General features: G+C 55.0%; 25 protein-coding genes and 1 tRNA gene. 7 read left to right on the top strand and 19 right to left on the bottom strand.

Annotated elements, in window-relative coordinates; translation table 11 throughout:
• Positions 1–95: 95 nt before the first annotated feature.
• Both AC1MKH_RS04575 and AC1MKH_RS04570 read left to right on the top strand, forming a co-directional pair.
• Positions 96–1,481: an SNF2-related protein gene (locus tag AC1MKH_RS04575; protein ID WP_058645995.1), complete on the top strand. Its 1,386-nt coding sequence runs from the start codon at positions 96–98 to the stop codon at positions 1,479–1,481.
• On the top strand, positions 1,478–1,666 hold the full coding sequence (locus tag AC1MKH_RS04570; RefSeq protein ID WP_000189281.1) for a helix-turn-helix transcriptional regulator: 189 nt from the start codon (positions 1,478–1,480) through the stop codon (positions 1,664–1,666). The genes AC1MKH_RS04575 and AC1MKH_RS04570 overlap by 4 nt, the downstream gene beginning before the upstream one ends.
• Here the strand turns inward: AC1MKH_RS04570 and AC1MKH_RS04565 are convergent.
• The 4 genes from AC1MKH_RS04565 to proB form a co-directional block, all read right to left on the bottom strand.
• The gene (locus AC1MKH_RS04565; RefSeq protein ID WP_327621913.1) at positions 1,663–2,835 is read right to left on the bottom strand and encodes a tyrosine-type recombinase/integrase; all 1,173 of its coding nucleotides are present in this window, start codon (positions 2,833–2,835) and stop codon (positions 1,663–1,665) included. The two genes, AC1MKH_RS04570 and AC1MKH_RS04565, sit on opposite strands and share 4 nt — an antisense overlap.
• Positions 2,836–2,988: 153 nt before the next feature.
• Positions 2,989–3,064, bottom strand: a tRNA-Thr gene (locus AC1MKH_RS04560).
• A 115-nt stretch (positions 3,065–3,179) separates the two neighbouring features.
• Positions 3,180–4,433, bottom strand: a complete 1,254-nt coding sequence (gene proA, locus AC1MKH_RS04555) for a glutamate-5-semialdehyde dehydrogenase (RefSeq protein ID WP_327621912.1) — start codon at positions 4,431–4,433, stop codon at positions 3,180–3,182.
• 10 nt (positions 4,434–4,443) lie between these two features.
• A complete protein-coding gene (gene proB, locus AC1MKH_RS04550) occupies positions 4,444–5,547 on the bottom strand; it encodes a glutamate 5-kinase (RefSeq protein WP_107193098.1) in 1,104 nt (367 codons plus the stop codon).
• Between the two features lie 298 nt (positions 5,548–5,845).
• Here proB and phoE point away from each other — a divergent pair, with 298 nt between their 5' ends.
• Positions 5,846–6,910, top strand: coding sequence for a phosphoporin PhoE (phoE, locus tag AC1MKH_RS04545; RefSeq protein WP_276222994.1), 1,065 nt, complete (start codon positions 5,846–5,848; stop codon positions 6,908–6,910).
• Between the two features lie 183 nt (positions 6,911–7,093).
• Here phoE and crl read toward each other — a convergent pair whose 3' ends face one another.
• From crl to gpt, 3 genes are all read right to left on the bottom strand, one after another.
• Positions 7,094–7,495: a sigma factor-binding protein Crl gene (gene crl, locus AC1MKH_RS04540; RefSeq protein WP_276222996.1), complete on the bottom strand. Its 402-nt coding sequence runs from the start codon at positions 7,493–7,495 to the stop codon at positions 7,094–7,096.
• A gap of 57 nt (positions 7,496–7,552) precedes the next feature.
• On the bottom strand, positions 7,553–8,797 hold the full coding sequence (gene frsA / locus AC1MKH_RS04535; protein ID WP_276222998.1) for an esterase FrsA: 1,245 nt from the start codon (positions 8,795–8,797) through the stop codon (positions 7,553–7,555).
• A gap of 106 nt (positions 8,798–8,903) precedes the next feature.
• Positions 8,904–9,362 carry a xanthine phosphoribosyltransferase gene (gpt, locus tag AC1MKH_RS04530; RefSeq protein WP_015965764.1) on the bottom strand — a complete coding sequence of 153 codons (459 nt, stop codon included), beginning with the start codon at positions 9,360–9,362 and terminating at the stop codon, positions 8,904–8,906.
• 253 nt (positions 9,363–9,615) lie between these two features.
• Here gpt and pepD point away from each other — a divergent pair, with 253 nt between their 5' ends.
• Positions 9,616–11,073 (top strand): cytosol nonspecific dipeptidase, encoded by a 1,458-nt coding sequence (gene pepD, locus AC1MKH_RS04525; protein WP_276223001.1) that lies wholly within the window; start codon positions 9,616–9,618, stop codon positions 11,071–11,073.
• Between the two features lie 37 nt (positions 11,074–11,110).
• On the opposite strand, the gene AC1MKH_RS04520 is transcribed toward pepD, so the two are convergent.
• From AC1MKH_RS04520 to AC1MKH_RS04480, 9 genes are all read right to left on the bottom strand, one after another.
• Positions 11,111–11,554 carry a GNAT family N-acetyltransferase gene (locus tag AC1MKH_RS04520; RefSeq protein WP_276223003.1) on the bottom strand — a complete coding sequence of 148 codons (444 nt, stop codon included), beginning with the start codon at positions 11,552–11,554 and terminating at the stop codon, positions 11,111–11,113.
• A 2-nt stretch (positions 11,555–11,556) separates the two neighbouring features.
• A complete protein-coding gene (gene dinB, locus AC1MKH_RS04515; protein WP_327621911.1) occupies positions 11,557–12,612 on the bottom strand; it encodes a DNA polymerase IV in 1,056 nt (351 codons plus the stop codon).
• 177 nt (positions 12,613–12,789) lie between these two features.
• Positions 12,790–13,005: a (Na+)-NQR maturation NqrM gene (nqrM, locus tag AC1MKH_RS04510; RefSeq protein ID WP_188016906.1), complete on the bottom strand. Its 216-nt coding sequence runs from the start codon at positions 13,003–13,005 to the stop codon at positions 12,790–12,792.
• 2 nt (positions 13,006–13,007) lie between these two features.
• Positions 13,008–14,231: an NADH:ubiquinone reductase (Na(+)-transporting) subunit F gene (gene nqrF, locus AC1MKH_RS04505; protein WP_276223007.1), complete on the bottom strand. Its 1,224-nt coding sequence runs from the start codon at positions 14,229–14,231 to the stop codon at positions 13,008–13,010.
• A 12-nt stretch (positions 14,232–14,243) separates the two neighbouring features.
• Positions 14,244–14,840, bottom strand: coding sequence for an NADH:ubiquinone reductase (Na(+)-transporting) subunit E (nqrE, locus tag AC1MKH_RS04500; protein ID WP_015965771.1), 597 nt, complete (start codon positions 14,838–14,840; stop codon positions 14,244–14,246).
• Between the two features lie 3 nt (positions 14,841–14,843).
• A complete protein-coding gene (locus AC1MKH_RS04495; RefSeq protein ID WP_015965772.1) occupies positions 14,844–15,482 on the bottom strand; it encodes an NADH:ubiquinone reductase (Na(+)-transporting) subunit D in 639 nt (212 codons plus the stop codon).
• The gene (locus AC1MKH_RS04490) at positions 15,475–16,269 is read right to left on the bottom strand and encodes a Na(+)-translocating NADH-quinone reductase subunit C (RefSeq protein ID WP_276223011.1); all 795 of its coding nucleotides are present in this window, start codon (positions 16,267–16,269) and stop codon (positions 15,475–15,477) included. Before AC1MKH_RS04490 ends, AC1MKH_RS04495 begins: the two co-directional genes overlap by 8 nt.
• Positions 16,262–17,500 carry an NADH:ubiquinone reductase (Na(+)-transporting) subunit B gene (locus AC1MKH_RS04485; protein WP_276223014.1) on the bottom strand — a complete coding sequence of 413 codons (1,239 nt, stop codon included), beginning with the start codon at positions 17,498–17,500 and terminating at the stop codon, positions 16,262–16,264. The genes AC1MKH_RS04490 and AC1MKH_RS04485 overlap by 8 nt, the downstream gene beginning before the upstream one ends.
• A 3-nt stretch (positions 17,501–17,503) precedes the next feature.
• On the bottom strand, positions 17,504–18,847 hold the full coding sequence (locus tag AC1MKH_RS04480; RefSeq protein ID WP_276223016.1) for a Na(+)-translocating NADH-quinone reductase subunit A: 1,344 nt from the start codon (positions 18,845–18,847) through the stop codon (positions 17,504–17,506).
• 547 nt (positions 18,848–19,394) lie between these two features.
• On the opposite strand from AC1MKH_RS04480, the gene dpaA reads away from it, so the two are divergent.
• Positions 19,395–20,135 (top strand): peptidoglycan meso-diaminopimelic acid protein amidase, encoded by a 741-nt coding sequence (gene dpaA, locus AC1MKH_RS04475; protein ID WP_276223018.1) that lies wholly within the window; start codon positions 19,395–19,397, stop codon positions 20,133–20,135.
• On the opposite strand, the gene AC1MKH_RS04470 is transcribed toward dpaA, so the two are convergent.
• On the bottom strand, positions 20,106–20,873 hold the full coding sequence (locus tag AC1MKH_RS04470) for a class II glutamine amidotransferase (RefSeq protein WP_276223020.1): 768 nt from the start codon (positions 20,871–20,873) through the stop codon (positions 20,106–20,108). The two genes, dpaA and AC1MKH_RS04470, sit on opposite strands and share 30 nt — an antisense overlap.
• Positions 20,874–20,915: 42 nt before the next feature.
• Positions 20,916–21,497: a D-sedoheptulose 7-phosphate isomerase gene (lpcA, locus tag AC1MKH_RS04465; RefSeq protein ID WP_015965778.1), complete on the bottom strand. Its 582-nt coding sequence runs from the start codon at positions 21,495–21,497 to the stop codon at positions 20,916–20,918.
• 240 nt (positions 21,498–21,737) lie between these two features.
• Between lpcA and fadE the strand changes: the two genes are divergently transcribed.
• Positions 21,738–24,182: an acyl-CoA dehydrogenase FadE gene (gene fadE, locus AC1MKH_RS04460; protein ID WP_276223023.1), complete on the top strand. Its 2,445-nt coding sequence runs from the start codon at positions 21,738–21,740 to the stop codon at positions 24,180–24,182.
• A gap of 102 nt (positions 24,183–24,284) precedes the next feature.
• Here the strand turns inward: fadE and ivy are convergent, their stop codons facing one another.
• On the bottom strand, positions 24,285–24,731 hold the full coding sequence (ivy, locus tag AC1MKH_RS04455) for an Ivy family C-type lysozyme inhibitor (RefSeq protein ID WP_223145812.1): 447 nt from the start codon (positions 24,729–24,731) through the stop codon (positions 24,285–24,287).
• Between the two features lie 183 nt (positions 24,732–24,914).
• Here ivy and AC1MKH_RS04450 point away from each other — a divergent pair, with 183 nt between their 5' ends.
• Positions 24,915–25,685 carry an amidohydrolase gene (locus AC1MKH_RS04450; RefSeq protein ID WP_276223025.1) on the top strand — a complete coding sequence of 257 codons (771 nt, stop codon included), beginning with the start codon at positions 24,915–24,917 and terminating at the stop codon, positions 25,683–25,685.
• The last annotated feature ends 59 nt before the right edge of the window (positions 25,686–25,744 follow it).

Here is a 25,744-nt window from a genome sequence, read left to right as displayed (position 1 = left end):
GTTTACAGCTAAGGGGCAGACCGGGCGGTATACAGGTCAAAGCGGTGGCAGATTATATTGGGAGGAAAAACGTGTCAGTTAATTCCCCTTCTAAAATGTTTACCCCCCGCCCGTATCAAGACCTCATCATCAACCACGAAATCGACATCCTGCGCTGCAACATCTGGGCGGGCATGGGCATGGGTAAAACCGTGGCGACGCTCACCACGCTGGAAGATCTCTTTATGGCGGGAGCGGAGACACAGCCCGCGCTGGTTCTCGCACCGCTGCGCGTGGCGGCCAGCACCTGGCCGGATGAAGCGGTTAAATGGGGGCATCTGCGCAATATCGAGGTACAGCCGATTGTCGGTAATGCCAAAGCGCGCGCGGCGGCACTGGCGAACAGCAACGCGAGCGTGTTTACCATCAACTACGACAATCTGGTCTGGCTGGTGGAAGAGCTGGGCGGCCGCTGGCCGTTCGGCACCGTCATTCCCGACGAAAGCACCCGGCTGAAATCCTTCCGGCTGCGCGGTGGTGGTAAGCGCGCTGCGGCGCTGGGCAAAGTGGCGCATAAGCACGTTCGGCGCTGGATGAATCTCACCGGTACGCCAGCGCCGAACGGCCTGGTGGATTTGTGGGGGCAGGCGTGGTTTGTGGATCAGGGGCAGCGCCTCGGGCGCACCTATGGCGCGTTTACCTCCCGCTGGTTCAACTCAATACAATTTCCGGGGCAGAGCTGGACGAAGCTGGAGCCGTTCGCACACTCGCAGGACGAAATACAGCTCGCCCTGGCCGACGTCACTATCTCCCTTGATGCCGCCGACTGGTTCGATATCAAAGAGCCTGTCCACAACGTGATCCGCGTGGATATGCCGCCGAAGGCCCGCCAACAATATCGTGAAATGGAAAAAGAAATGTTCCTTGAACTGAACGGCGAAGGCATCGAAGCGCCGAACGCCGCGGCAAAGACGGTAAAATGTCTGCAAATTGCCAGCGGCGCGGTGTACACCGACGACGCCGGGAGCTGGTCCGAACTGCACGACGCGAAGCTGCAGGCGCTGGACAGTATTCTCACCGAAGCAGCCGGCGCGCCGGTGCTGGTGGCCTACCACTGGAAACACGACCTTGAGCGCCTGCTTAAAGCATTTCCACGCGGTCGCCACCTCGACCAGGATCCACAGACCCTTCGCGACTGGAACGCCGGAAAAATACCGGTCCTGTTCGCGCACCCGGCCAGCGCAGGCCACGGCCTGAATATGCAGGACGGCGGCAACATACTGGTGTTTTTCTCGCACTGGTGGGACCTGGAGCAGTACCAGCAAATTATCGAACGCATCGGGCCAACCCGGCAGATTCAGGCCGGACACAACCGCCCGGTGTTCATTCACTACATTATCGCCGCCGACACTATGGACGAAATGGTGATGGAGCGGCGTAACTCAAAACGAACAGTGCAGGACATCCTGCTCGATGCCATGAAAAAGAGAGGTATAGCATGACACCGGTTATCTCTGACACTGACCTGATTAATATCAAAGAAGTTGAGCGCTCTGTTGGCCTGAAAAAATCCAGCATTTATGAGCGCATCAGTAATAACGAATTTCCGAAGCCTAAGAAGCTCGGGAGCCGAACCTCCCGCTGGGTACGCGGCGAGGTCGAAGAGTGGAAAAAACAGTTTCTTTAAATCAAACGCAGCTGGTCAATATAATCCGCATACCACTGCATCATCTCCCGACGCCCTTCCATATACAGGGCATGGTTATAAACCCCGCGTATATTGTTCTTGTCCACGTGAGCGATCTGGAGTTCAATCCAGTCAGAGTTGAATCCTTTATCGTTCAGGATGGTGCTGAACGTATGCCGGAAGCCATGCCCTACTACCCTCCCCTTATATCCCAGCGTGTGGATCATCCGGTTTATTGTGTTCTCGCTCATTACCTTTGACGGGTCATTCCTGCCGGGGAACATATTCACGTATCGACCTGTCAGACCGTGCAACTCTTTCAGCAATACAACAAGCTGATCGGAAAGCGGTACCAGGTGCGGGCGGTCCATCTTCATAAATTCGGCAGGTATCTCCCACAGCCGGTTATCGAAATCTACCCATTCCCATTTTGAATGCCGCAGTTCGTAAGTACGCAGCCCTGCCAGCATCATGATCTGCAAACCCAACCGGGGGAACGGACTCCCCTTGTAACCTTCAAGCGCCGCCAGAAAATCGGGCAGTTCTTCAGCCGTCAGGAAGGGAAAGGACTCCCCCTTATGGCCGGTCATGGCACTGTTCAGTTCGCTGACGGGGTTATACTTCGCGCGCCCGGTCGCAACTGCATAGCTGAATACTTCACCGCACCACCGGCGCGTTTTGGCTGCTTTCTCGGTTGCGCCGCGATTCTCAATTTTGCGCAGTGCCGCCAGCATCTGAACCGGTTCGATTTCAGCAACTGGCAGCTTACCCACAGCTGGGAAAATATCTTTGTTGAACGCTTCGAGAATGTCAGAGGCATAGCCAGGCGACCAGCGCGGCTTCTTGAATTCGTGCCATTCTGCGGCAATCTCTTTAAACGTGATCGTCTTTGCTGCCGCAGCTGCAACATGGCTTTTGACCTTCACCGGGTCAACACCTGCTGCAACGTTCCGCCTGGCCTCGTCTCGCTTTTCGCGAGCGGCCGCCAGCGAAACAGCCGGGTACACACCGAGCGCCAGCATCTTTTCTTTACCGGCGAAGGTATAGCGATAGCGCCAGTATTTTGCCCCACTGGTTTTCACCAGCAGAATAAGCCCGTTACCGTCTGGCAGCTTGTAGTCTTTTTCGGCAGGCTTTGCCGTCTCGACCTGTCGTGCGTTTAGTTTCATAGGTACCCGCCTCAAACTCAGATACCCGTTTATGTACCCGTTTTAAATTTGGATTGCAACGGTAAAAGGTGGATAACGGCGGACAAACAAAACAGTCAACACCGCGAAAAACAAGGAAAAAATGACGATTGGGGATGGTACTGGATGAAATGATGGTGCCGATAATAGGAGTCGAACCTACGACCTTCGCATTACGAATGCGCTGCTCTACCAACTGAGCTATATCGGCCCTGAAAAGGACATGTTCACGAGTGCGAATCACGGTGGACAAGGTTAAAACTAACCGGGCGATGCGTCAATGGCCTTGAGAATCAAATGGCTACTTTTGCATCACCCGGCGTTAATTAGGCACGAATGGTATCGTCACCGAAGCCAACCCACTTGTAGGTGGTCAGCGCTTCGAGGCCCATCGGGCCGCGCGCGTGCAGTTTTTGCGTGCTGACGGCCACTTCTGCGCCCAGGCCAAACTGGCCGCCGTCGGTGAAGCGCGTGGAGGCGTTCACGTAGACTGCCGAGGAGTCGACCTCGTTGACGAAGCGGTTAGCGTGGCTCAGGGTGCGCGTCAGGATAGCGTCGGAGTGCTGGGTGCCGTGCTCGCGGATGTGGGCGATAGCGTCGTCCAGACCAGCCACTACCTTCACGTTAAGATCCAGCGACAAGAACTCATTGTCGTACTCTTCCGCTTTCACCGCCACAACCTGCGCCGGGCCAGCTTTTAACAGCGCCATGGCATTGTCTGCCGCGTGCAGCGTCACGCCGCTCTGCGCCATCTGCTTGCTCAGCGCGGGCAGAAAACGTTCCGCGATATTCTGATTCACCAGCAGTGTTTCCACCGTGTTACAGGTGCTTGGGCGCTGGGTTTTGGCGTTGACGATGATTTTCAGCGCCGGTTCAATTTCAGCCGTGTCATCCACATAGATATGACACACGCCAATCCCGCCGGTGATCACCGGGATCGTCGATTGTTCGCGACACAGTTTATGCAGCCCTGCGCCGCCGCGTGGGATCAGCATGTCGATGTATTTATCCATGCGCAGCATTTCGCTGACCAGCGCGCGGTCCGGGTTGTCGATCGCCTGAACGGCGCCCGCTGGTAAGCCGCACTCCTGCAACGCTTTTTGGATGACCTTCACCGTGGCGGCGTTGGTGCGATGTGTCTCTTTCCCGCCACGCAGAATCGCCGCGTTGCCGGTTTTCAGGCACAGGCTGGCGACGTCAACGGTGACGTTCGGGCGCGCTTCATAAATCACGCCAATTACGCCGAGCGGGACGCGGCGACGTTCAATGCGCAGGCCGCTGTCGAGCAGCCCACCGTCAATCACCTGCCCTACCGGATCGGCGAGCGTGCAAACCTGGCGCACATCGCTGGCGATGGCGGAGAGACGCGCCGGGGTGAGCGCCAGCCTGTCGAGCATCGCCTCGCTCAGGCCGTTGGCGCGCGCGTCAGCCAGATCCTGCTGGTTAGCGTCGAGGATCTCTGCGCTGAATGTTTCCAGATAATCAGCAATTTTTTCCAGAGCCTGATTTTTTTCACGGCTCGATAGCTGCGCCAGCTTATAAGAAGCCTGTTTGGCAGCAATGCCCATTTGTTCGAGCATGGTGAACTCCTTAGCGGGTGATCATATCGTCACGATGGACGGCAACCGGGCCGTACTCATAGCCGAGAATAGCATCGATTTGCTGTGAGTGGTGTCCGGCAATAAGGCGCAGCGCATCGCTGTTATAACGGCTAACGCCGTGCGCGATATCCCGCCCTTCAAGGCTGCGGATGCGGATCACTTCACCACGGGAGAAATTACCCGTCACGTTTTTAATGCCTTTTGGAAGTAATGAACTTCCGCGTTCGAGAATCGCGGAGGTTGCGCCTTCATCGACGGTAATTTCACCTGCGGGCGGTGCGCCGAAGATCCAGCGTTTACGGTTCTCCAGCGGCGTGTCCTGCGCGTGGAAGCGCGTACCGACGGAGACTTCCGCCATCACGTCGCCAATCACGCCCTGGCGGCTGCCTGCGGCGATAATGGTTTCAATACCGGCGCGGCAGGCGACATCGGCAGCCTGCAATTTGGTGCCCATTCCGCCTGTGCCGAGGCCAGAGACGCTGTCGCCCGCGACGGCGCGTAGCGCATCATCAATGCCGTGCACGTCGGTAATCAGTTTGGCATCCGGGTTGCTGCGCGGGTCGGCGGTGAAGAGGCCCTGTTGATCGGTCAGCAGCAGCAGTTTGTCGGCACCGGCCAGAATCGCCGCCAGCGCAGACAGGTTGTCGTTATCGCCGACTTTAATTTCAGCGGTGGCGACCGCGTCGTTCTCGTTAATCACCGGCACGATATTGTTATCGAGCAGCGCGCGCAGGGTATCGCGCGCGTTGAGGAAACGTTCTCTGTCTTCCATATCCGCACGGGTCAGCAGCATCTGCCCGACGTGAATACCGTAAATAGAGAACAGTTGTTCCCACAGCTGAATGAGGCGGCTCTGGCCGACAGCGGCCAGCAGTTGTTTCGAAGCGATAGTCGCGGGCAGTTCAGGGTAACCCAGATGCTCACGCCCGGCGGCAATTGCTCCTGACGTTACAATGACAATTCGATGCCCGGCCGCGTGAAGCTGAGCACACTGGCGAACCAGTTCAACGATATGCGCGCGATTCAGGCGGCGCGATCCGCCCGTTAAAACACTGGTGCCCAGTTTGACCACCAGCGTCTGACTATCACTCATGATTCTCTGCCGTTAAAAGTGAAAAAATGAAACCAGGTTCACGTTTTATCAGGAGTCAGCCCGCTTGCCAACAGGCAGCGCGGAAAGCGAGGGATTTTATTGCGCGCGATCAGTAAGCTTAACCGCACGTTTTGACGCTTTTATGACAAATCTAATTAACGGCACTTTTTTAATATAATTCTGACATTCTCCTGACATTGTCATAAATCTTTCATTGAGAAACGTTACAACCCTTCCTGTTTTTTCATCTGGATACATTTTTATAAATTTTGTCTTATTAAAAAATCAGGAAATGGAAATGAAAAAAAGCACTCTGGCATTAATGATGATTAGCGCGTTAACCACCACTTCCGCAGTACAGGCGGCTGAGGTGTATAACAAGAATGGCAATAAACTGGATGTATACGGCAAAGTAAAGGCCATGCATTATATCAGTGATTATGATAGCAAAGATGGTGATCAGACTTATGTACGTTTTGGTATTAAAGGTGAAACGCAGATTAATGAAGATTTAACTGGCTATGGCCGTTGGGAATCTGAATTCTCCGGCAATAAAACCGAAAGTGATTCTACACAAAAAACACGTCTGGCCTTTGCCGGTCTGAAATTGAAAAATTTCGGTTCTTTCGATTATGGTCGTAACCTGGGCGCACTGTATGACGTTGAAGCCTGGACCGATATGTTCCCGGAATTCGGCGGTGACTCTTCAGCGCAAACCGATAACTTTATGACCAAACGCGCCAGCGGCCTGGCGACCTATCGCAATACCGATTTCTTCGGCGTGGTAGATGGCCTTGATTTAACCCTGCAATATCAAGGGAAAAACGAAAACCGCGACGTGAAGAAACAAAACGGCGACGGTTTTGGCACCTCACTGGCTTATGACTTTGGCGGCAGCGATTTCGCCATCAGCGGCGCGTACACGTCTTCCGATCGTACGGCGGACCAGCAAAATATCGCCCTTGCCCCGCGTGGTCAGGGTAATAAAGCGGAAGCGTGGGCTACGGGCCTGAAATATGACGCCAATAATATTTATCTGGCGACGTTCTATTCTGAAACCCGCAACATGACGCCGATTTCGGGTGGGTTTGCTAATAAAGCACAAAACTTTGAGGTCGTCGCACAGTATCAGTTCGATAACGGCCTCCGCCCATCGCTGGGTTATGTCTTATCTAAAGGCAAAGATATTGAGAACATCGGCAGTGAAGACCTGGTAAATTATATTGATGTGGGTGCGACCTATTACTTCAACAAAAACATGTCCGCGTTTGTTGATTACCGCATCAACCAGCTGAAAAGCGATAATAAACTCGGTATCAACGACGATGATATCGTCGCGCTGGGGATGACTTACCAGTTCTGATAAAAAAGCCCGCCTAATCAGGTGGGCTCATATTGCTGACAACGTGCGCTTTGTATGTGCCGGATGCGGCGTAAACGCCTTATCCGGCCTACCGATCCGTAGGCCTGATAAGCGAAGCGCCATCAGGCGCAGTTCGGCACCGTTGCCGGATAAGCGTAGCGCATCCGGCATACTCTCATCGCCTTAAGCAGATAAACGCATCGGCTCGTCGTCAAAACCTTCTGCCGGTTCCAGCTTCAGGTCTAATGTTGCCAGTAACTCGCGTGCTCGTTCGTGAAACCCGCGTAACGTTTGCTCTACGCGCTCATTAATTTCAGGATCGTTAATCGCCGTCGCCTGCCATTTGCCATCTTTATTGAACAGACCAAACTGGTAGCTGTAGGTGAAACGGTCCGCCTGCGCTTCCATTTCCATCCACCATCCCCAGAATTCACGGCTTTCAGGCGCTGGCTTAACGTTCACACATACAGCAAGGCAATCGAAAAAGAAGCGGTTCTCTTCACACTGCTCCTCACGGATGTAAGGGCCTAGCGCAGTGAGTTTTTTAATCAGTCTGCTCTTCGGGTGTCCACTCGGTAACGTCATTGCGATCTCCTTTGGTGATGCAACTGTTTTACCAAATCAATAAAATTTAGCAATCTATTAACTAAATCTATTATTGATCCACCCTGCAATTTCTTTCAGTGCTTTGTCAAAATTGCGGTACACCGGGTTAAACGGCACGTTCAGAAGTTTACCCTCTGACGAGGAGGAAACGATAAGGCGCGACTCCTCTTCCGGGCTGAACGGATCGTTATTCCAGTAGCCAGACAGCATCGGTGTGGGGCAACGGCGGCCCAGCAAACCCTGTGTTTTCAGCGAGTAACGATTGAGTTCGATACGCAGCGCTTCATCAGAGGCATCATGCATGCCCAGACGCGAAGCCAGCACATCAAGATACATTTCCGGCACGCGGCCCTGACGCAGCGGATCGTTCAACAGGCAGTGAACGATGGGGCCCAGGCAGGCCACGCCGCGCAGGCGCTGAGATTCGAGATACGCCAGGCGCACCGCCACGTTCGCGCCGAAGCGGAAGCCAAACGCCGCAACGCGCGTGTGATCGACCCACGGAATGTTCGGCAATTCGCGCAGCAAGTGCTGATGCAGCTGACTGGAGTCCTGAGTGAGCTTCCACTTCGATGAACCGCCAATCGATGGCATATCCAGCGTCAGCATCGCAATGCCCAGCGGCGCGAAGTAGTGTTCATATAAGCTGTAGTAATCAATTTGCAGGCCGTCGAGCCCGCCGCACATCAGCACCGTCGGAAACGGGCCGTCGCCTTTTGGCATGTGCAGGAACGCGCTGACCGGCGCTCCGCCTGGAACAGGAATGTCCAGCTCGCGCATTTCACCCGGCAGACGTTTAGCCGCTTCGGCATAAGCGCGATTGGCCAGCACCTGCGCCTGTTCGGCAAGTTCATCGCCTTTCAGGTGAGGATAGGCCGCAATGCTGTAGAGATTGGAGGCGTGCAGCCAGTGGCGGCCGCTGAGCAGCGGGTCATCTTCCTGCGTCGCTTTTTGCTGCCACTGCATCGCCTGAGTTGACCATTCGTAGATCCAGTTGCCACCGCGATAGCCGACCACCGTGTCGAGCATGCCTTCGTCGGTGCGCTCGGCCTGGCTCATCACGATGCGCGCCTGCACATCAAGAATTTCCTGCGGCGAGATACCGCGCCAGATCCACATCAGGCGGTTAATCATGCGATACCAGTGTGGGACGGTTTTACCGTCAAGCGCAGACTGCACCGCAGGATCGCTCCCCGCGTTAAATCGACGCACCAGCGTGGAGGTTTCAGGGTGTTTGAAACGCGGTTTGAACAGGGTTTCGCTAAGATTCGCCTCTGACATCGCATGATCTCCATGAATACGAGCTTTGGACTATTGTACCGCGCCGGGCAGTAAAAAAAACAACGCCCGGCATTGCCGGGCGCTGGAATCGCATTTATTGCAGGGATTAACGGCCAGCAATAGGCGGTACGAAGACCACACCCATATCCCACGGCTGTTCAATCCAGGTATCCTGCGGGATATCAATCACATAATCGTCAACCAGCGGACGACCAGCCGGTTTAGCGAAGATGGTGACGAAGTGGGCTTTAGGATACATTTCGCGGATAGCCACTGCGGTGCCGCCGGTATCAACCAGGTCGTCGATCACGATAAAGCCTTCACCGTCGCCTTCAGCGCGTTTCAGGACGGTCAGCTCGCGCTGGTTGTCGTGGTCGTAGCTGGAGATGCAAACGGTATCAACATGACGAATGCCCAGTTCACGTGCCAGCAGAGCGCCTGGTACCAGACCCCCACGGCTAACGGCAATGATGCCTTTCCACTGTTCAACAGGTAACAGACGGCTTGCCAGTTTGCGGGCGTGAATCTGCAACATGTCCCAGGTGACGACGTATTTTTCGCTCATGTGAAAATATCCCAGCCTGTGTTATACGGCTTAAAAAGTGTTCAAGGGGGAAATAGGTTGCGCGAGATTATAGAGATCTGACGCACTAAAAACCAGCCTTAAGGGCACTCTGCCCCTCTTTTTCCGTGGTTTGTTCTACCAGATGATACAGAAAGTGGTATTCTCGACCCTATCTCGCAAGCGCAGCTTGTGGTGTCTGTTTCGCTATTTATTACTCTTATTCCAGATGCATAACGCCGTAAGGAGACTCATCGTGTCGGAACTGTCTCAACTCTCCCCGCAACCGCTGTGGGATATTTTTGCCAAAATTTGTTCTATTCCTCACCCGTCTTATCACGAAGAGCAACTGGCTGAACACATCATCGGCTGGGCGAAAGAAAAAGGTTTCCATACGGAACGCGACGAAGTCGGTAACATTCTGATTCGTAAAGGTGCAACCGCCGGAATGGAAAACCGCAAACCGGTCGTTCTGCAGGCGCACCTCGATATGGTGCCGCAGAAAAATAACGATACCGTTCATGACTTCACTAAAGATCCAATCCAGCCGTATATCGATGGCGAGTGGGTGAAAGCCCGCGGCACCACGCTGGGCGCCGACAACGGTATCGGTATGGCTTCCGCGCTGGCGGTACTGGCTGACGATAAGGTTGAGCACGGCCCGCTAGAAGTGCTGCTGACCATGACCGAAGAAGCGGGCATGGACGGCGCGTTCGGCCTGAAAGCCAACTGGTTACAGGCGGATATCCTGATTAACACCGACTCTGAAGAAGAGGGTGAAATCTACATGGGTTGCGCGGGCGGTATCGATTTTACCTCCAACCTGCACCTCGATCGCGAAGCCATTCCGGCAGGCTTCCAGAGCTTTAAGCTGACGCTGAAAGGCCTGAAAGGCGGCCATTCCGGCGGCGAAATTCATGTCGGCCTGGGCAACGCCAACAAACTGCTGGTACGTTTCCTGGCAGGACACGCGGAAGAGCTGGATCTGCGTCTGGTTGATTTCAACGGTGGTACGCTGCGTAACGCCATTCCGCGTGAAGCCTTCTCTACCGTTGCCGTGGCGGCGGATAAAGTAGAATCTCTGAAAGCGCTGGTTGGCCAATATCAGGATATCCTGAAAAACGAGCTGGCTGAGAAAGAGAAGAACCTGACCGTGCTGCTGGAGTCCGTCAGCAACGATAAAGCCGCGCTGACCGCGCAGTCTCGCGATGCTTTCGTTCGCCTGCTGAACGCTACGCCGAACGGTGTGATCCGCAACTCTGACGTGGCAAAAGGCGTGGTTGAAACCTCTCTGAACGTCGGCGTTGTGACTATGACTGACGACAACGTGGAAATCCACTGCCTGATTCGTTCGCTTATCGACACCGGTAAAGAATATGTGGTCAGCATGCTGGATTCACTGGGTAAACTGGCTGGCGCGAAAACCGAAGCCAAAGGTAGCTACCCTGGCTGGCAGCCGGACGCAAACTCTCCGGTGATGCATCTGGTGCGTGAAACCTATCAGCGTCTGTTCAACAAGACGCCGAACATTCAGGTTATCCACGCAGGTCTGGAATGCGGTCTGTTCAAAAAACCGTATCCGGAAATGGACATGGTCTCCATCGGGCCAACCATTACGGGCCCGCACTCCCCGGATGAGCAGGTTCATATCGAAAGCGTGGGTCATTACTGGCGGCTTCTGACTGAACTGCTGAAAGCGATTCCGGCGAAGTAATATCCGTTAAGCCGGGCGGCAATCACTGCCCGGCTTTTTATACCTCTCGCGCCATCAGGTAATTAATAAACCACTCTCCCCGCGCCTCAACATTTTGCTCGCGCACCAGCACAAATCCCTGACCTTCAAAGAACGGTTTTGCCGTAATGCTCGCCGCAACGGTCACTTTTCCCGGCAACATTTTCGCCAGCAATGCTCGTAACAGCGCCCCGGCAATCCCCTGCCGCGCGTAATCTGGCGAGACAAAAAGCAGGTCGATGTAATGACCAACGGCGGTGATAAAACCGACAACCTTGCCATCAGCCTCCGCGACCAGCACCACGGAAGAGGCTAATTTCTGCCGCCACTGCACATCATCCACCTGACCCCAGGCGGCAATTTGCGCGGGGGAATAGTGCTGACTGGCGGTTTCGTGGACCGCGCGCAGGAAAATCTGGCTCAGTTGCGGCAGTTCATGCGGCTGCCAGGGGCGAATGTTCATGATTAAAGTCCTAACACCAGTTGTCTTTCAAGTTGTGGATCAAGCAGCGTAACGTGCAGCCCCACCAGCCGGACACCGCGCCCGGCACGGCGTTCGTGCCAGGTTTTGTAGGCGGTGGCGATCAGGTCTTCTTTGTTCAGACGCGGCCAGACGTGTTCCTGAGTCGTGAGCTGGAAGTCATTAAATTTGAGTTTCACGCCCTGGCGGGCAATCAGCAGGTCGGGTTTGACCTTCGCCAGCCGTCGCTCCAGCTCCGGGTAGAGACGTTCGATAATCGCTTCACACGCTGACCAGTCGTGAATATCTTCCGCCAGTGTGCGTTCCACGCCGATCGATTTTCGCAGCCGTTCGTTATTGATGGCGCGCTCATCAATGCCCTGGCTGCGTTCCCATAATATGCGGCCAAATTTACCAAAGCGTTTCAACAGCATGGCGAGATCGCTTTTCTGCACGTCTTCGCAGGTTTTCAGCCCCATACTTTCGAGCTTCGCAGCCGAAACTTTGCCGACGCCGGGGATTTTTTCCAGCGGCAATGTTTTCAGGAACGCGGGAACGTCGGCGGGTGTGAGAACAAACTGGCCGTTGGGTTTGTTGAGATCGAAGGCGATTTTGGCGAGAAACTTTACCGGGGCGATGCCTGCGGAAGCCGTGAGATGTAATTCGTTGAAGATAGTCTGCCGAATTTCCTGCGCAATAAGCGTGGCAGAACCATGGCAGTGCACGCTGTCGCTGACGTCGAGATAGGCTTCATCCAGCGACAAGGGTTCAATCAGCGAGGTGTAGCGAGAGAAGATTTCACGGATGTGCTCAGAGGCTTCTTTGTAGGCGTCAAAACGGCCTGGTAAAAGCGTGAGGTGCGGGCAAAGCTTAAGCGCCATGCCGGTGGGCATTGCGCTACGTACGCCGAATTTCCGCGCCGGGTAGTTGGCGGTGCTGATGACGCCGCGTCGTTCACGGCTGCCGCCAATGGCGATGGGGATGTCGCGCAGCGCAGGATTATCGCGCATCTCTACCGCTGCGAAGAAGCAGTCCATATCGACGTGGATAATTTTGCGCATACATAGCCCCCGGATGTTACTGGACAAGTATACAGTATAATTAGAGGGCGTGAGAAGAGAGAAAACAGTCTGCATTGCCGGATGACGGCTACGCCTGATCCGGCCTACTGCTCGAGTGATAGGTAGGCCCGGTAAGCGAAGCGCCACCGGGCATTAATGCACGCAGCTTGCGAGGGTTTACAAAATCCTCTTCTGCTGTTGCAACGCTTCGCGCGCCATGCGCTTTTTGCGCGCATCACAGGGCTCCGGGCAGTCGCAGACTTTCTCCAGCCCCAGCGAGGTAATCCCGCCACAGCTGCCCTGGATACTTTTGCGCTTAATGATGTACCCCAGCGACATGCCGAGGATCACCAGCGCGAAAATCGCAAACGTCGCCAGAAATACCGTGAGCATCATCAGCCTCCAAAATCATCGAGCATGATGTTTTCATCTTCCACGCCCAGGTCTTTGAGCATTTTGATGACAGCCGCGTTCATCATCGGCGGCCCACACATATAGAACTCACAATCTTCCGGGGCCGGATGGTCGCGCAGATAGTTTTCATACAGAACATTATGGATAAAGCCCGTGTAACCCGTCCAGTTGTCTTCCGGCAGCGCGTCCGATAGCGCGATGTGGAAGGTGAAGTTCGGGTTGTCACGCGCCAGTTGTTCGAATTCGTCCTGATAGAACATTTCACGCAACGAACGCGCCCCGTACCAGAAGCTGATTTTCCGCTTGCTGTGCAGGCGTTTAAGCTGGTCGAAAATATGCGAGCGCATCGGCGCCATCCCGGCTCCGCCGCCGATGAAGACCATCTCGGCGTCCGTGTCTTTGGCAAAGAACTCACCAAACGGCCCGGAAATCGTCACTTTATCGCCCGCTTTCAGCGACCAGATGTAAGAGGACATAATCCCCGGCGGCGCATCCGGCACGCTCGGCGGCGGCGTGGCAATACGCACGTTGAGCATGATGATGCCCTTCTCCTCCGGATAGTTCGCCATTGAGTAGGCGCGCACCGTCGGTTCTTTTACCTCAGAAACGTAACGGAAAAGATTGAATTTATCCCAGTCGGAACGGTACTCATCTGGCACGTCAAAATCGGCGTACGCAACCTTATGCGATGGACATTCAATCTGAATATAGCCCCCCGCGCGGAACGGTACGACCTCACCTTCCGGGATCGCCAGCTTCAGCTCTTTGATAAACGTCGCTTTGTTATCATTAGAGATAACCTCGCATTCCCATTTTTTGACACCAAAGATCTCATCCGGCAGTTCAATTTTCATGTCCTGCTTCACCGCGACCTGACACGCCAGACGGCAGCCCTCTTTGGCTTCGCGTTTGGTGATATGCGCCAGTTCGGTCGGCAGGATGTCACCGCCCCCTTCTTTAATTTTCACGCGGCACTGGCCGCAGGAGCCGCCGCCGCCGCATGCGGACGAGACGAAAATCCCGTTGCTGGAGAGCGTATTCAGCAGCTTGTCGCCCGCCGGCGTGCGGATCTGTCGGTCGGCTTCGTTGTTGATTTCAATCACCACATCGCCCGAGTTCACCAATTTCGATTTGGCAAACAGGATCAGCACCGACAGCGCCAGTACGATGAGGGTGAACATGGCCACGCCAAGTATAATTTCCATTTTCTTCGCCCCTTATAGCTGCACGCCGGAGAACGACATAAAGCCAAGCGCCATCAAACCGGTGGTGATAAAGGTGATCCCTAAGCCCTGCAAACCCGCAGGGACGTTTGAGTATTTCATTTTTTCGCGAAGACCAGCCATGGCGACAATGGCCAGCATCCAGCCAATCCCGGAGCCGAAACCGTAGACGATAGATTCGCCAAAGTTATAGTCGCGCTGAACCATAAACGACACGCCGCCAAAGATGGCGCAGTTCACGGTGATAAGCGGCAGGAAGATCCCTAACGCGGTATACAGTGCCGGGAAGTATTTATCGAGGATCATCTCCAGAATTTGCACCAGCGCGGCTATCACGCCGATAAAAGTGATAAAACTCAGGAAGCTGAGATCCACGCCATCCATCAACGCGCCGTCGCGCAGCACCAGGTTGTAAACGAGGTTGTTCGCTGGAACGGAAATACCCAGTACCAACGTAACGGCAACGCCAAGACCAAACGCGGTCGAAACTTTTTTCGATACCGCGAGGAACGTACACATCCCCAGGAAGAACGCCAGCGCCATGTTTTCAATAAAGACGGCACGGACAAAGAGGCTGATATAGTGAGCCATCGGTTACTCCTTCTCCTGCTGTTCTGGCTTCCAGGTGCGAAGCGCCCAGATCAGCAGGCCGATGATGAAAAAGGCGCTCGGTGCTAACAGGAACAGGCCGTTTGGCTGGTACCAGCCGCCGTTTTGCACCGTTTGCAGAATCGTAATGCCAAACAGCTTGCCGCTGCCGATAAGCTCACGCAGAAAGCCGACAATCATCAGAATCGCGCCGTAGCCCAGGCCGTTGCCGATGCCGTCCATAAAGCTCGCCAGCGGTGGCGCTTTCATGGCATAGGCTTCCGCGCGCCCCATCACGATACAGTTGGTGATGATCAGGCCGACGAAGACCGAGAGCTGTTTTGAGATCTCATAAGCGAAGGCGCGCAGCAGCTGATCGACGACGATCACCAGCGAAGCGATGATCGCCATCTGCACGATGATGCGTACGCTGTTTGGAATATGGTGGCGGATCATCGAGATAAACATGCTCGAAAACGCCGTGACCAGCGTCACCGCGATAGTCATCACAAATGCGGTTTCCAGTTTAGTGGTCACCGCCAGCGCCGAGCAGACGCCGAGGACCTGAAGCGCAATCGGGTTGTTGGCAATCAACGGCCCCACCAGCACGCGCTTCACTTCTTTCATATCGCCCTGTTCAGCCATTATTCAGCACTCCTTCACGAACCTGTTTCAGGAATGGGCCAAAACCGAGGTCGCCCATCCAGAAATCAAAACTATGCTGTACGCCATTAGCGGTTAACGTGGCGCCGGAGAGGCCATCCACCGCGTATTCATCACCCTGACGCGCCCCACCTTTCACCACTTTCAGCGCCGGTTTGCCGCTGTCATCGACCACTTTTTTACCGATAAACTGCGCGCGCCAGTTCGGATTTTCGATTTCACCGCCCAGCCCCGGGGTTTCGCCCTGGTCGTAATAGGTGATGCCTTTCACCGTGCGGCCATCCGTATCCAGCGCCACAAAGGCGTACATCATCGACCACAGCCCGTTGCCGTAAACCGGCAGCACGATTTCCTGTACCTTTTGCTGTGCGTCTTTGACCAGATAGATTTCAACCACGTTGCTACGGCGTTTAATGCCCGCCGGATCGTCATGGGCGTCGAGCTGGACGCTTTGCTCCGGGTCTTTCAGCGCCAGCGCCTGGTTGAAGGACGCCGGGTCGCTATCAAGCAGGCTGCCGGTTTTCAAATCCAGCAGGCGTGGGGTGATGCGTTCACTAAAGATATCGGCTACATCGTCGGTGGACATGCCCTGCTGCATCAACCCGGCGACGGCGAGAATATTGCGCTGTTTATCGAGCGCGCGCTGTTCCTGCTGGCGCGATTTCAATCCTACCGCTGAGCCCGCCACCACGATGGAGCACACCAGGCAGAGCACCAGCACCACCAGCAGCGTTTTGCCGATGCTATCGTTACTTTTAACTTCAGCCACGCGACTTCCTCCGCTTAATGTTGGCCTGCACCACCAGGTAGTCAAACAGCGGCGCAAAGAGGTTGGCGAACAGAATCGCCAGCATCATCCCTTCCGGATAGGCCGGGTTTACCACGCGAATAAGCACGCACATCACGCCAATCAACGCGCCGTAGCACCACTTCCCTTTATCGGTAAACGACGCCGAGACGGGGTCGGTCGCCATAAACATCATGCCGAACGCGAAACCGCCGAGCACCAGATGCCAGTACCACGGCATGGCGAACATCGGGTTAGTGTCGGAACCCACAACGTTGAACAGCGTGGCGCTAGCCATCATGCCGAGCATCACCCCGGCGACAATGCGCCAGGAGGCCACACGCCCGTAGATGATGATGGCTCCACCGAGCAAAATCATCAGCGTCGAGACTTCACCAATGGAACCGGGAATGTTGCCGAGGAAAGCGTCCATCCACGTGACCGGTTGCCCGGTCGCGACGTTGACCAGCGTTTCACCGCCGTGGCTCGCCCACTGGGAAAGCGGCGTCGCGCCGGAGAAACCGTCCGCTGCCGTCCATACCAGGTCGCCGGAGATTTGCGCCGGATAAGCAAAGAACAGGAACGCGCGACCGGCCAGCGCCGGGTTAAGGAAATTGCGCCCGGTGCCGCCGAAGATCTCTTTGGCGATCACCACGCCGAAAGAGATGCCCAGCGCCGCCTGCCAGAGAGGCATGGTGGGCGGGACAATCAGCGCGAACAGAATGGAGGTGACGAAGAAGCCTTCGTTGACTTCATGCTTGCGAATAATCGCGAACAGCACTTCCCAGAAGCCGCCGACCAGGAAAACGGTGGCGTAAATCGGCACGAAGAACACTGCGCCCAGCGTCATCATGCTGAGCCAGCCGGCGTCAGGTGCGAAACTCACGCCCAACGCCTGCGCAAGGCTGTAGTGCCAGTTTGCGGCAATCACCTGCTGAAGCTGTTCCGCGCCGTACAGTTTATGCAGCGCCGGGATGGTTTGCAGACCGACGCTGTACATTCCCCAGAACATCGCCGGGAAGACCGCAAACCAGACCAGAATCATCATGCGTTTGAGGTCGATAGCATCGCGCACGTGCGCCGCACCTTTCGTTACCTGCCCCGGCGTATACAGCAGCGTCGCTGCCGCCTCATACAGGGGATAATATTTTTCCAGCTTGCCGCCGTGGGTGAAGTGCGGCTCAAGTTTTTCGACCAGATGCTTTAAGCCCATCACTTATCCTTCCTGCTCAATTTGGGTTAACACGCTGCGCAGCACCGGGCCATATTCATATTTCCCTGGGCAGACGTAGGTACAAAGCGCCAGATCTTCTTCATCCAGCTCCAGGCACCCCAGCGCCTGCGCGCTGTCGGAATCGCCCGCCAGCAGGTCGCGCAGCAGCATCGTCGGCAAAATATCCAGCGGCATGACACGCTCATAGCTGCCAATCGGCACCATCGCGCGCGCGCCGCCGTGGGTATCGGTGGAGAGGTTAAAGAGTTTGTGCTTCAGGAAGTGCCCAAGCGTGGTGCGGGTGATGGAAAATTTGTCACGGCCCGGCGCAACCCAGCCAAGCAGCTCTTTTTCGCGCCCTTCTTTCAGCACGCTCACCTGCAAATGAAAACGCCCCAGGAATGCCTGCGGGCCAACCGCCTGGCTGCCGTTGAGTACGGAACCGGACAACACGCGGTTCTCGCCTTCCAGCAATTCACCCTGCGTGAGTTCCTCCAGCGAGGCGCCCAGACGCGTGCGCAGCAGGCGCGGCTGTTTCACCTGCGGCCCGCCGAGCGCAATCACGCGCTCTACCCACAATTCACCGTCGAGGAACAGTTTGCCGATAGCGATCACGTCCTGATAGTTCAGGTGCCAGACCTGTTTTTCGAGGCTTACCGGCTCAAGGAAGTGAATGTGTGTACCCACTAACCCCGCCGGATGCGGCCCGGTGAACTGATTAAACGTTACCTGCCCACACGGATGGCCACCGAGCTTGCCACCGCTCGCCTGACAGACATGCACTTTTCCGTCGGTGAGGCGTGTGAGCAGCGTCAGGCCCGCGTCAAACGCTTCGCGCTGGGCAAGAATTATCGGCTGCGGATCGGCGGCCAGCGGATTGGTGTCCATCGCGGTGACAAAAATCGCCGCTGGCTGCGTGCCCGGCGCTGGCGATTTGCTGAAAGGACGGGTACGCATTGCAGTCCATAAACCGGACTCAATCAGCTGTGCTTCAACGGTTTCGCGCGGCAGCGTTGCCAGCTCATCGGCGGCAAAATGGGGAAATTCAACGGCGTCATCGCCGTCGATATCAATGACGACGGACTGAAGTACACGGCGCTCACCGCGATGAATGGCGCTGACAATGCCGCTGGCTGGCGCAGTAAAGCGCACGCCGGGGATTTTTTTATCGTCGAAAAGCAGTTGCCCTTTCAGTACGCGATCGCCTTCTTGCACGGCCATTGACGGACGCAGGCCGACATAATCGTCGCCTTTTACCGCGACGCGCGTCACCGGGACATTATCGATGCGTTGTTGTTCGGGTACGCCCGCAAGGGGAATATCGAGACCCTTTGTTATTTTAATCATACTGTTAGCAGGTATCCGTTAAGGCCAGCGTTGTGATTAACGATACATAAAGAAAGGAGTGGCGGTATAAACCCCGAATCATTCCATGATGGGCGATGAGGAGAGAAACGCATCCTTTCTTACACTTCCACCACCTGAGGGTGTCTGTCAGACGTTGAGGAACGAATCAGACAGGATAGCCATATAGAAAAGGCATATTTTCCCCAGAATGATAACGTTAGTGAATCTTAACACTATATTTCTGCGGCTCGCAGCAGTTCCGCTGAATTCGGCGCTAAAATGCGAGCTATTACGCAAAGCATCGACATTTTTGCCTGCTGGCGCGTTGCTTATCAGGCCTGGGTTCGGTGTGCAATTTATTGATATTGAGGCGGGTTATGGAGTGATTTTTACTGGCGGGTGAAAACTTAATTGTAAACACAATAATCACCCTCTTGCGAAAAAATGCTGTGATGCTAATGTGAGCGCTCTAAAGACAGATAACTCTGATTTTGTCTCTCTCTTGCCTTCCTGGCATGTGGTTTTTGTTTATCAAGGAACACGTAGTATGCGTAAAATCGCATTTTTCATTGCGATGCTTCTAATGCCGTGCATTTCATTTGCCGGGTTGCTGAGCAGCAACAGCCCGATGACGCCGGTCAGTAAAGAATATAAGCAACAGTTAATGGGTTCACCGGTTTACGTTCAGATCTTCAAAGAAGAACGCGCCCTTGACCTGTACGTCAAGATGGGCGAGACGTATCAGCTCCTTGATAGCTACCGCATCTGTAATTACTCCGGCGGCCTGGGCCCGAAACGTCGCCAGGGTGACTTCAAAAGTCCGGAAGGGTTTTACTCCGTACAGCGCAGCCAGCTCAAGCCTGACAGCCGCTTCTACAAAGCCATTAACATCGGTTTCCCTAATGCTTATGACCGCGCACACGGTTATGAAGGGAAATATTTGATGATCCACGGCGCATGCGTGTCTGTGGGCTGTTATGCGATGACCGATACCGGCATTGATGAGATTTTCCAGTTTGTGACCGGGGCGTTAGTCTTCGGCCAGCAGAGCGTGCAGGTGAGTATTTATCCGTTCCGCATGAACGATGCCAATATGGAACGTCATAAATACTCAACCTATAAAGATTTCTGGCAGCAGCTGAAGCCGGGGTATGACTACTTCCAGCAAACGCATAAGCCGCCTATCGTTTCTGTGGTTGACGGGCGCTATGTCGTCAGCAAGCCGCTGAGCCACGAAGTGGTGCAGCCGCAGCTGGTATCAAACTATACGCTCCCCGAGACAAAATAAGCGCCATTCACCTGGCATAATCTTTTGCCAGGTTTCATTACCCGTCAGCGGCTGTGTCGCAATCACTGTGACCACGTCGTTGGCGGTCGTCTCCTGCTGAAAATCAATTTCCACGTCCTGATCCAACAGCGTCGCTACGCCAAACGGCGCCCGACGGGTGATCCAGAACAGGTTGGTGGAGCAGAACGCCATCACGTAGCGTCCATCGGACAACAGCATGTTGAACACGCCTTTTTCACGCAGTTGTGCGGCGAGCGTCGCAATGTATTTAAATACCGCAGGCATATTACCTGGCGTGCGCGGATAACGCTCGGTGAGCTTGTGCAGCAGCCAGCAAAAAGCTTTTTCACTGTCGGTTTCGCCGACCGGGCGGAAGTTGCCGGTTTCCAGCGATTTATAACCGTCAAGTTGGCCGTTGTGGGCGTAGGTCCAGTTGCGTCCCCACAGCTCGCGGGTGAACGGATGGGTGTTTTCCAGCGCCACGTTGCCACGATTAGCCTGACGGATATGCGCCACCACCGAGCAAGATTTTATCGGGTATTCCTGCACCAGTTTGGCAATCGGTGACTGGTAGCTTGGATGGGGATCTTTGAATGTGCGACACCCTTTGCCTTCGTAAAAGGTGATTCCCCAGCCATCTTTATGCGGGCCGGTGCCGCCACCGCGCTGAACAAGCCCGGTAAAACTGAAGCAGATATCGGTTGGCACATTGGCGCTCATCCCGAGCAGTTCACACATTCTACACCCCCACCGCTAATCGGGGCCGAAGCCCCGTCGTTCTTACGCTTTAACCATCTCTTTTTCGATCAGCATAATCAGGATATGGATCACTTTGATGTGAATTTCCTGAACGCGATCGGCATAGCCAAAGTGCGGCACGCGAATTTCGATATCCGCAGAGCCCGCCATTTTGCCGCCGTCTTTACCGGTCAGGGTGATCACTTTCATCCCCTGCGCGCGCGCCGCTTCAATCGCTTTAATCACGTTGCCGGAGTTACCCGACGTGGAGATCCCCAGCAGAACGTCGCCTGCGCGGCCTACGGATTCGACGTAACGAGAGAAGACATATTCATAGCCGAAATCATTGCTCACGCAAGAGAGGTGGCTGACATCGGAAATAGCAATCGCCGGATAGCCCGGACGGTTCTCACGATAGCGGCCCGTTAACTCTTCAGCAAAGTGCATCGCATCACAGTGGGAACCACCGTTACCGCAAGATAACACTTTACCACCCGCTTTGAAGCTGTCGGCCAGCAGCACCGCTGCACGCTGAATCGCGTGGATATTGGCTTCATCTTTCAGGAAGTTAGCCAGCGTTTCTGCCGCTTCGTTCAGTTCGTTACGAATAAGATCCTGGTACATGAGGATAATCCTTCAGTATGGGTGAAATAACTTTTTCACAGTGTACCGGATAGCATCAGCAGCGAGAAGCTAAAGCCCACCACTTCCCGATGGCTTTTGATTTTTGGTGCCTATGAAAGCGGCAACAATGTGAGCTGAGTTGTAATTATTTTGTAATCACATTGCTAAAAGAAATGACATCAACTAGAACAATACTATCACAAGTGGTCAGACCTCCTACAAGACAGGGAGCATTTCTCTATGATGATTTTGAGTATTGTTGCAACCATTGCTTTACTCGGTGTGCTCTTCTATCACCGCGTCAGCTTAACGCTGAGCAGCCTGATATTACTGGCCTGGACCGCTGCACTTGGCGCAGCAGGGCTTTGGAATCTCTGGCTGCTGGTGCCGCTGGCGATTATTCTGGTGCCGTTCAACGTACCTTCCATGCGCCGCGCGATGATCTCTGCGCCGGTGTTCCGCACCTTCTGTAAGGTGATGCCACCGATGTCGCGCACGGAGAAAGAAGCGATTGATGCCGGTACCACCTGGTGGGAAGGCGACCTGTTCCGTGGTAACCCGGACTGGAAAAAGCTGCATAACTATCCGCAGCCACGCCTGACGGCGGAAGAACAAGCGTTTATCGACGGCCCGGTAGAAGAAGCCTGCCGTATGGCAAACGACTTCGAAATTACCCATGAAATGGCGGATCTGCCGCCGGAACTGTGGGCGTATCTGAAAGAGCATCGCTTCTTTGCGATGATCATTAAGAAAGAGTACGGCGGGCTGGAGTTCTCCGCTTATGCTCAGGCGCGTGTGCTGCAAAAACTCTCCGGCGTGTCGGGTATTCTGGCGATCACCGTGGGCGTACCGAACTCATTAGGGCCGGGTGAGCTGTTACAGCATTACGGTACTGAAGAGCAGAAAAACCACTATCTGCCTCGCCTGGCACGTGGCCAAGAGATCCCTTGCTTTGCGCTGACCAGCCCGGAAGCGGGTTCCGATGCGGGTGCCATTCCGGATACCGGCGTCGTTTGCATGGGTGAATGGCAGGGCGAGCAGGTGCTGGGCATGCGCCTGACCTGGAACAAACGCTACATTACGCTGGCGCCTATCGCCACGGTGCTGGGGCTGGCGTTCAAACTCACCGACCCGGATAAACTGCTGGGCGGCGAAGAGAATCTGGGCATTACCTGTGCGTTGATTCCGACCAGCACGCCAGGCGTGGAAATTGGCCGTCGCCACTTCCCGCTGAACGTGCCGTTCCAGAACGGCCCGACCCGTGGTCAGGATATCTTCGTGCCTATCGACTACATCATCGGCGGCCCGAAAATGGCCGGACAGGGCTGGCGTATGCTGGTTGAGTGTCTGTCGGTTGGCCGTGGGATCACCCTGCCGTCGAACTCGACGGGCGGCGTGAAATCCGTCGCACTGGCGACCGGGGCGTATGCGCATATCCGCCGTCAGTTCAAAGTCTCCATCGGCAAGATGGAAGGGATTGAAGAGCCGCTGGCACGTATTGGCGGCAACGCCTACGTGATGGATGCGGCAGCATCATTAATTACCTACGGCATTATGCTCGGCGAAAAACCGGCGGTGCTGTCAGCGATTGTGAAATATCACTGTACCCACCGTGGTCAGCAGTCAATTATTGATGCAATGGATATCGCCGGCGGTAAAGGCATTATGCTCGGCGAAGGCAACTTCCTCGCCCGTGCTTATCAGGGCGCGCCGATTGCTATCACCGTTGAGGGCGCGAACATCCTGACCCGTAGCATGATGATCTTCGGCCAGGGCGCGATTCGCTGCCATCCGTATGTGCTGGACGAAATGGCCGCCGCGCAGAACAAAGACGTGAAAGCGTTTGATAACCTGCTGTTTAAACATATCGGCCATGTGGGCAGTAACAAGGTACGCAGCTTCTGGCTTGGCCTGACGCGCGGCTTAACCAGCGCCACGCCGACGCATGACCAGACGCGCCGCTACTATCAGAATCTGAACCGTTTGAGCGCCAACCTCGCGCTGCTCTCTGACGTGTCAATGGCGGTACTTGGCGGCAGCCTGAAACGCCGTGAACGTATCTCCGCGCGTCTGGGCGATGTACTGAGCCAGCTCTATCTCGCCTCTGCGGTACTGAAACGCTATGACGATGAAGGGCGTAACGAAGCCGATTTACCGCTGGTTCACTGGGGCGTGCAGGATGCGCTGTATCAGGCAGAGCAGGCGATAGATGATTTGCTGAAGAACTTCCCGAATCGCTTTGTGGCCGGTGCGCTGAGCGTGGTTATCTTCCCGACCGGTCGCCATTATCATGCGCCGTCGGATAAGCTGGACCATCAGGTGGCGAAGATCCTGCAAACGCCATGTGCCACGCGCTCCCGTATTGGCCGTGGTCAGTATCTGACGCCGAGCGAACATAACCCGGTCGGTTTGCTGGAAGAAGCGTTGATCGACGTGATGGCCGCGGACCCTATCCACCAGCGGATCTGCAAAGAGATTGGCAAAAACCTGCCGTTTACCCGTCTGGATGAACTGGCGCGTAATGCACTGGCGAAAGGGCTTATCGATCAGGAAGAAGCCAATATTCTGATTAAGGCTGAAGAGAGCCGTCTGCGCAGTATTAACGTAGATGATTTCGACGCTGACGCGCTGGCGACCAAACCGGTAAAGTTGCCGGAGAAAGTCCGCAAGATTGAAGCAGCGTAATGTAAAAACGGAGCCGAAAGGCTCCGTTTTGTTATCTGTTGAACCGTAGGCCCGATAAGCGCAGCGCCACCGGGCAATGGTTTCCAGGCTCAAACTAACCGATTATTTAAAATTAAACCCGTCCGGGTGATTTTCCAGGCTGCCGGTCAACGCCGCGAACAGCACCGTTTTGCCGTCAATAGACAGCGCATCATTCACGTTCAGCCAGGTTAATTTTTCCTGCGACGTTTTTTCATCAACGGTCGAGAACAGGCCGGTCATCTGCTTAGACTTTTCAGACCACAGCACCGCCACACGTTCGGTCCCGCAATCATGCGGCTTACATGCGCTCATCACCTGATAAGATTCATCACCCAGCGTAACGGTTTGCGCAGGGGTATACGTTCCCCCTTTCACCACCCATGCCGGCAGCTTATGCCCTTTCACCATCTGGTTGAACGCCGCTTTGGTCGATTCACCTTTTGCCAGGCTGCTGATCGTCAAGTCTTCCTGCGCCATAGCGCTGGTTGCAAAGACCAGCGCAGCGACAGCGGTTATTGCCTTATACATCATTCCTCCCGGGCTTATCCTGCCCTTGTTGTTCATCCCCTTAAGAGTGAGCGGCAAGCTAGCCAAATGCAAATCAGATATTTCCAATAACAGCTTTTTTTATCGAAATATTCCGCAGCACGGCAACAGCCTGATAAGGTGTTAAAGTTATAAAATCCCCCTGCAATAAAGGAGTTGACCGCCGTGCCTGGTTTGAAAATTACGCTTTTGCAGCAACCGCTGGTGTGGATGGATGGCCCTGCCAACCTGCGCCATTTCGATCGTCAACTGGAAGAGATTAGCGGGCGCGATGTCATCGTCCTGCCGGAGATGTTTACCACCGGTTTTGCGATGGAAGCCGCGAAACAGTCGCCTTCTCAGGAGGAGGTGATTTCGTGGATGCAAAAGCAGGCACAACGTACCAACGCCCTGATTGCAGGTAGCGCGGCACTACAAACCGATCGCGGCCCGGTGAACCGCTTTTTACTGGTCGAACCGCAAGGTAACGTGCATTTTTACGATAAACGCCATCTGTTCCGCATGGCTGATGAGCATCATCATTATGAAGCGGGCAACGAACGCGTGGTGTTTGAATGGCGCGGCTGGCGCATTCTGCCGCTGGTGTGTTACGACCTGCGCTTCCCGGTGTGGTCGCGCAATCGCAACGATTACGACCTCGCCCTGTACGTCGCCAACTGGCCCGCACCACGTTCCCTGCACTGGCAGGCGCTGCTGGTCGCCCGCGCGATTGAGAATCAGGCATACGTCGCAGGCTGTAACCGTGTCGGCACCGATGGCAACGGCCACCACTACCGCGGCGATAGCCGGGTGATTAACCCACAGGGCGAGATTATCGCCACCGCCGACGCACACCAGGCGACGCGCATTGATGCTGAGCTGTCGATGACGGCGTTGCGGGAGTATAGAGAGAAGTTTCCGGCATGGCGGGATGCGGATGGGTTTGGGCTGGAGTGAGGGGAAATTATCCCGTTATTCCAAAACGACAAAGGCCTGAATCATTGCTGATTCAGGCC

It is taken from the genome of Pseudocitrobacter sp. CD920760, assembly GCF_057782505.1.
The sequence above is the reverse complement of the archived record's forward strand: the minus strand, read 5'-3'. Positions and strand labels throughout refer to the sequence as shown.

Excerpts from the sequence above, each read along its gene's own strand:
- AC1MKH_RS04575 (WP_058645995.1), top strand. The coding sequence starts at position 96 with ATGTTTACCCCCCGCCCGTATCAAGACCTCATCATCAACCACGAAATC.
- AC1MKH_RS04570 (WP_000189281.1), top strand. The coding sequence starts at position 1,478 with ATGACACCGGTTATCTCTGACACTGACCTGATTAATATCAAAGAAGTT.
- AC1MKH_RS04565 (WP_327621913.1), bottom strand. The coding sequence starts at position 2,835 with ATGAAACTAAACGCACGACAGGTCGAGACGGCAAAGCCTGCCGAAAAA.
- proA (WP_327621912.1), bottom strand. The coding sequence starts at position 4,433 with ATGCTCGAACAAATGGGCATTGCTGCCAAACAGGCTTCTTATAAGCTG.
- proB (WP_107193098.1), bottom strand. The coding sequence starts at position 5,547 with ATGAGTGATAGTCAGACGCTGGTGGTCAAACTGGGCACCAGTGTTTTA.
- phoE (WP_276222994.1), top strand. The coding sequence starts at position 5,846 with ATGAAAAAAAGCACTCTGGCATTAATGATGATTAGCGCGTTAACCACC.
- crl (WP_276222996.1), bottom strand. The coding sequence starts at position 7,495 with ATGACGTTACCGAGTGGACACCCGAAGAGCAGACTGATTAAAAAACTC.
- frsA (WP_276222998.1), bottom strand. The coding sequence starts at position 8,797 with ATGTCAGAGGCGAATCTTAGCGAAACCCTGTTCAAACCGCGTTTCAAA.
- gpt (WP_015965764.1), bottom strand. The coding sequence starts at position 9,362 with ATGAGCGAAAAATACGTCGTCACCTGGGACATGTTGCAGATTCACGCC.
- AC1MKH_RS04520 (WP_276223003.1), bottom strand. The coding sequence starts at position 11,554 with ATGAACATTCGCCCCTGGCAGCCGCATGAACTGCCGCAACTGAGCCAG.
- dinB (WP_327621911.1), bottom strand. The coding sequence starts at position 12,612 with ATGCGCAAAATTATCCACGTCGATATGGACTGCTTCTTCGCAGCGGTA.
- nqrM (WP_188016906.1), bottom strand. The coding sequence starts at position 13,005 with ATGCTCACGGTATTTCTGGCGACGTTTGCGATTTTCGCGCTGGTGATC.
- nqrF (WP_276223007.1), bottom strand. The coding sequence starts at position 14,231 with ATGGAAATTATACTTGGCGTGGCCATGTTCACCCTCATCGTACTGGCG.
- nqrE (WP_015965771.1), bottom strand. The coding sequence starts at position 14,840 with ATGGCTCACTATATCAGCCTCTTTGTCCGTGCCGTCTTTATTGAAAAC.
- AC1MKH_RS04495 (WP_015965772.1), bottom strand. The coding sequence starts at position 15,482 with ATGGCTGAACAGGGCGATATGAAAGAAGTGAAGCGCGTGCTGGTGGGG.
- AC1MKH_RS04485 (WP_276223014.1), bottom strand. The coding sequence starts at position 17,500 with ATGGGCTTAAAGCATCTGGTCGAAAAACTTGAGCCGCACTTCACCCAC.
- AC1MKH_RS04480 (WP_276223016.1), bottom strand. The coding sequence starts at position 18,847 with ATGATTAAAATAACAAAGGGTCTCGATATTCCCCTTGCGGGCGTACCC.
- dpaA (WP_276223018.1), top strand. The coding sequence starts at position 19,395 with ATGCGTAAAATCGCATTTTTCATTGCGATGCTTCTAATGCCGTGCATT.
- AC1MKH_RS04470 (WP_276223020.1), bottom strand. The coding sequence starts at position 20,873 with ATGTGTGAACTGCTCGGGATGAGCGCCAATGTGCCAACCGATATCTGC.
- lpcA (WP_015965778.1), bottom strand. The coding sequence starts at position 21,497 with ATGTACCAGGATCTTATTCGTAACGAACTGAACGAAGCGGCAGAAACG.
- fadE (WP_276223023.1), top strand. The coding sequence starts at position 21,738 with ATGATGATTTTGAGTATTGTTGCAACCATTGCTTTACTCGGTGTGCTC.
- ivy (WP_223145812.1), bottom strand. The coding sequence starts at position 24,731 with ATGTATAAGGCAATAACCGCTGTCGCTGCGCTGGTCTTTGCAACCAGC.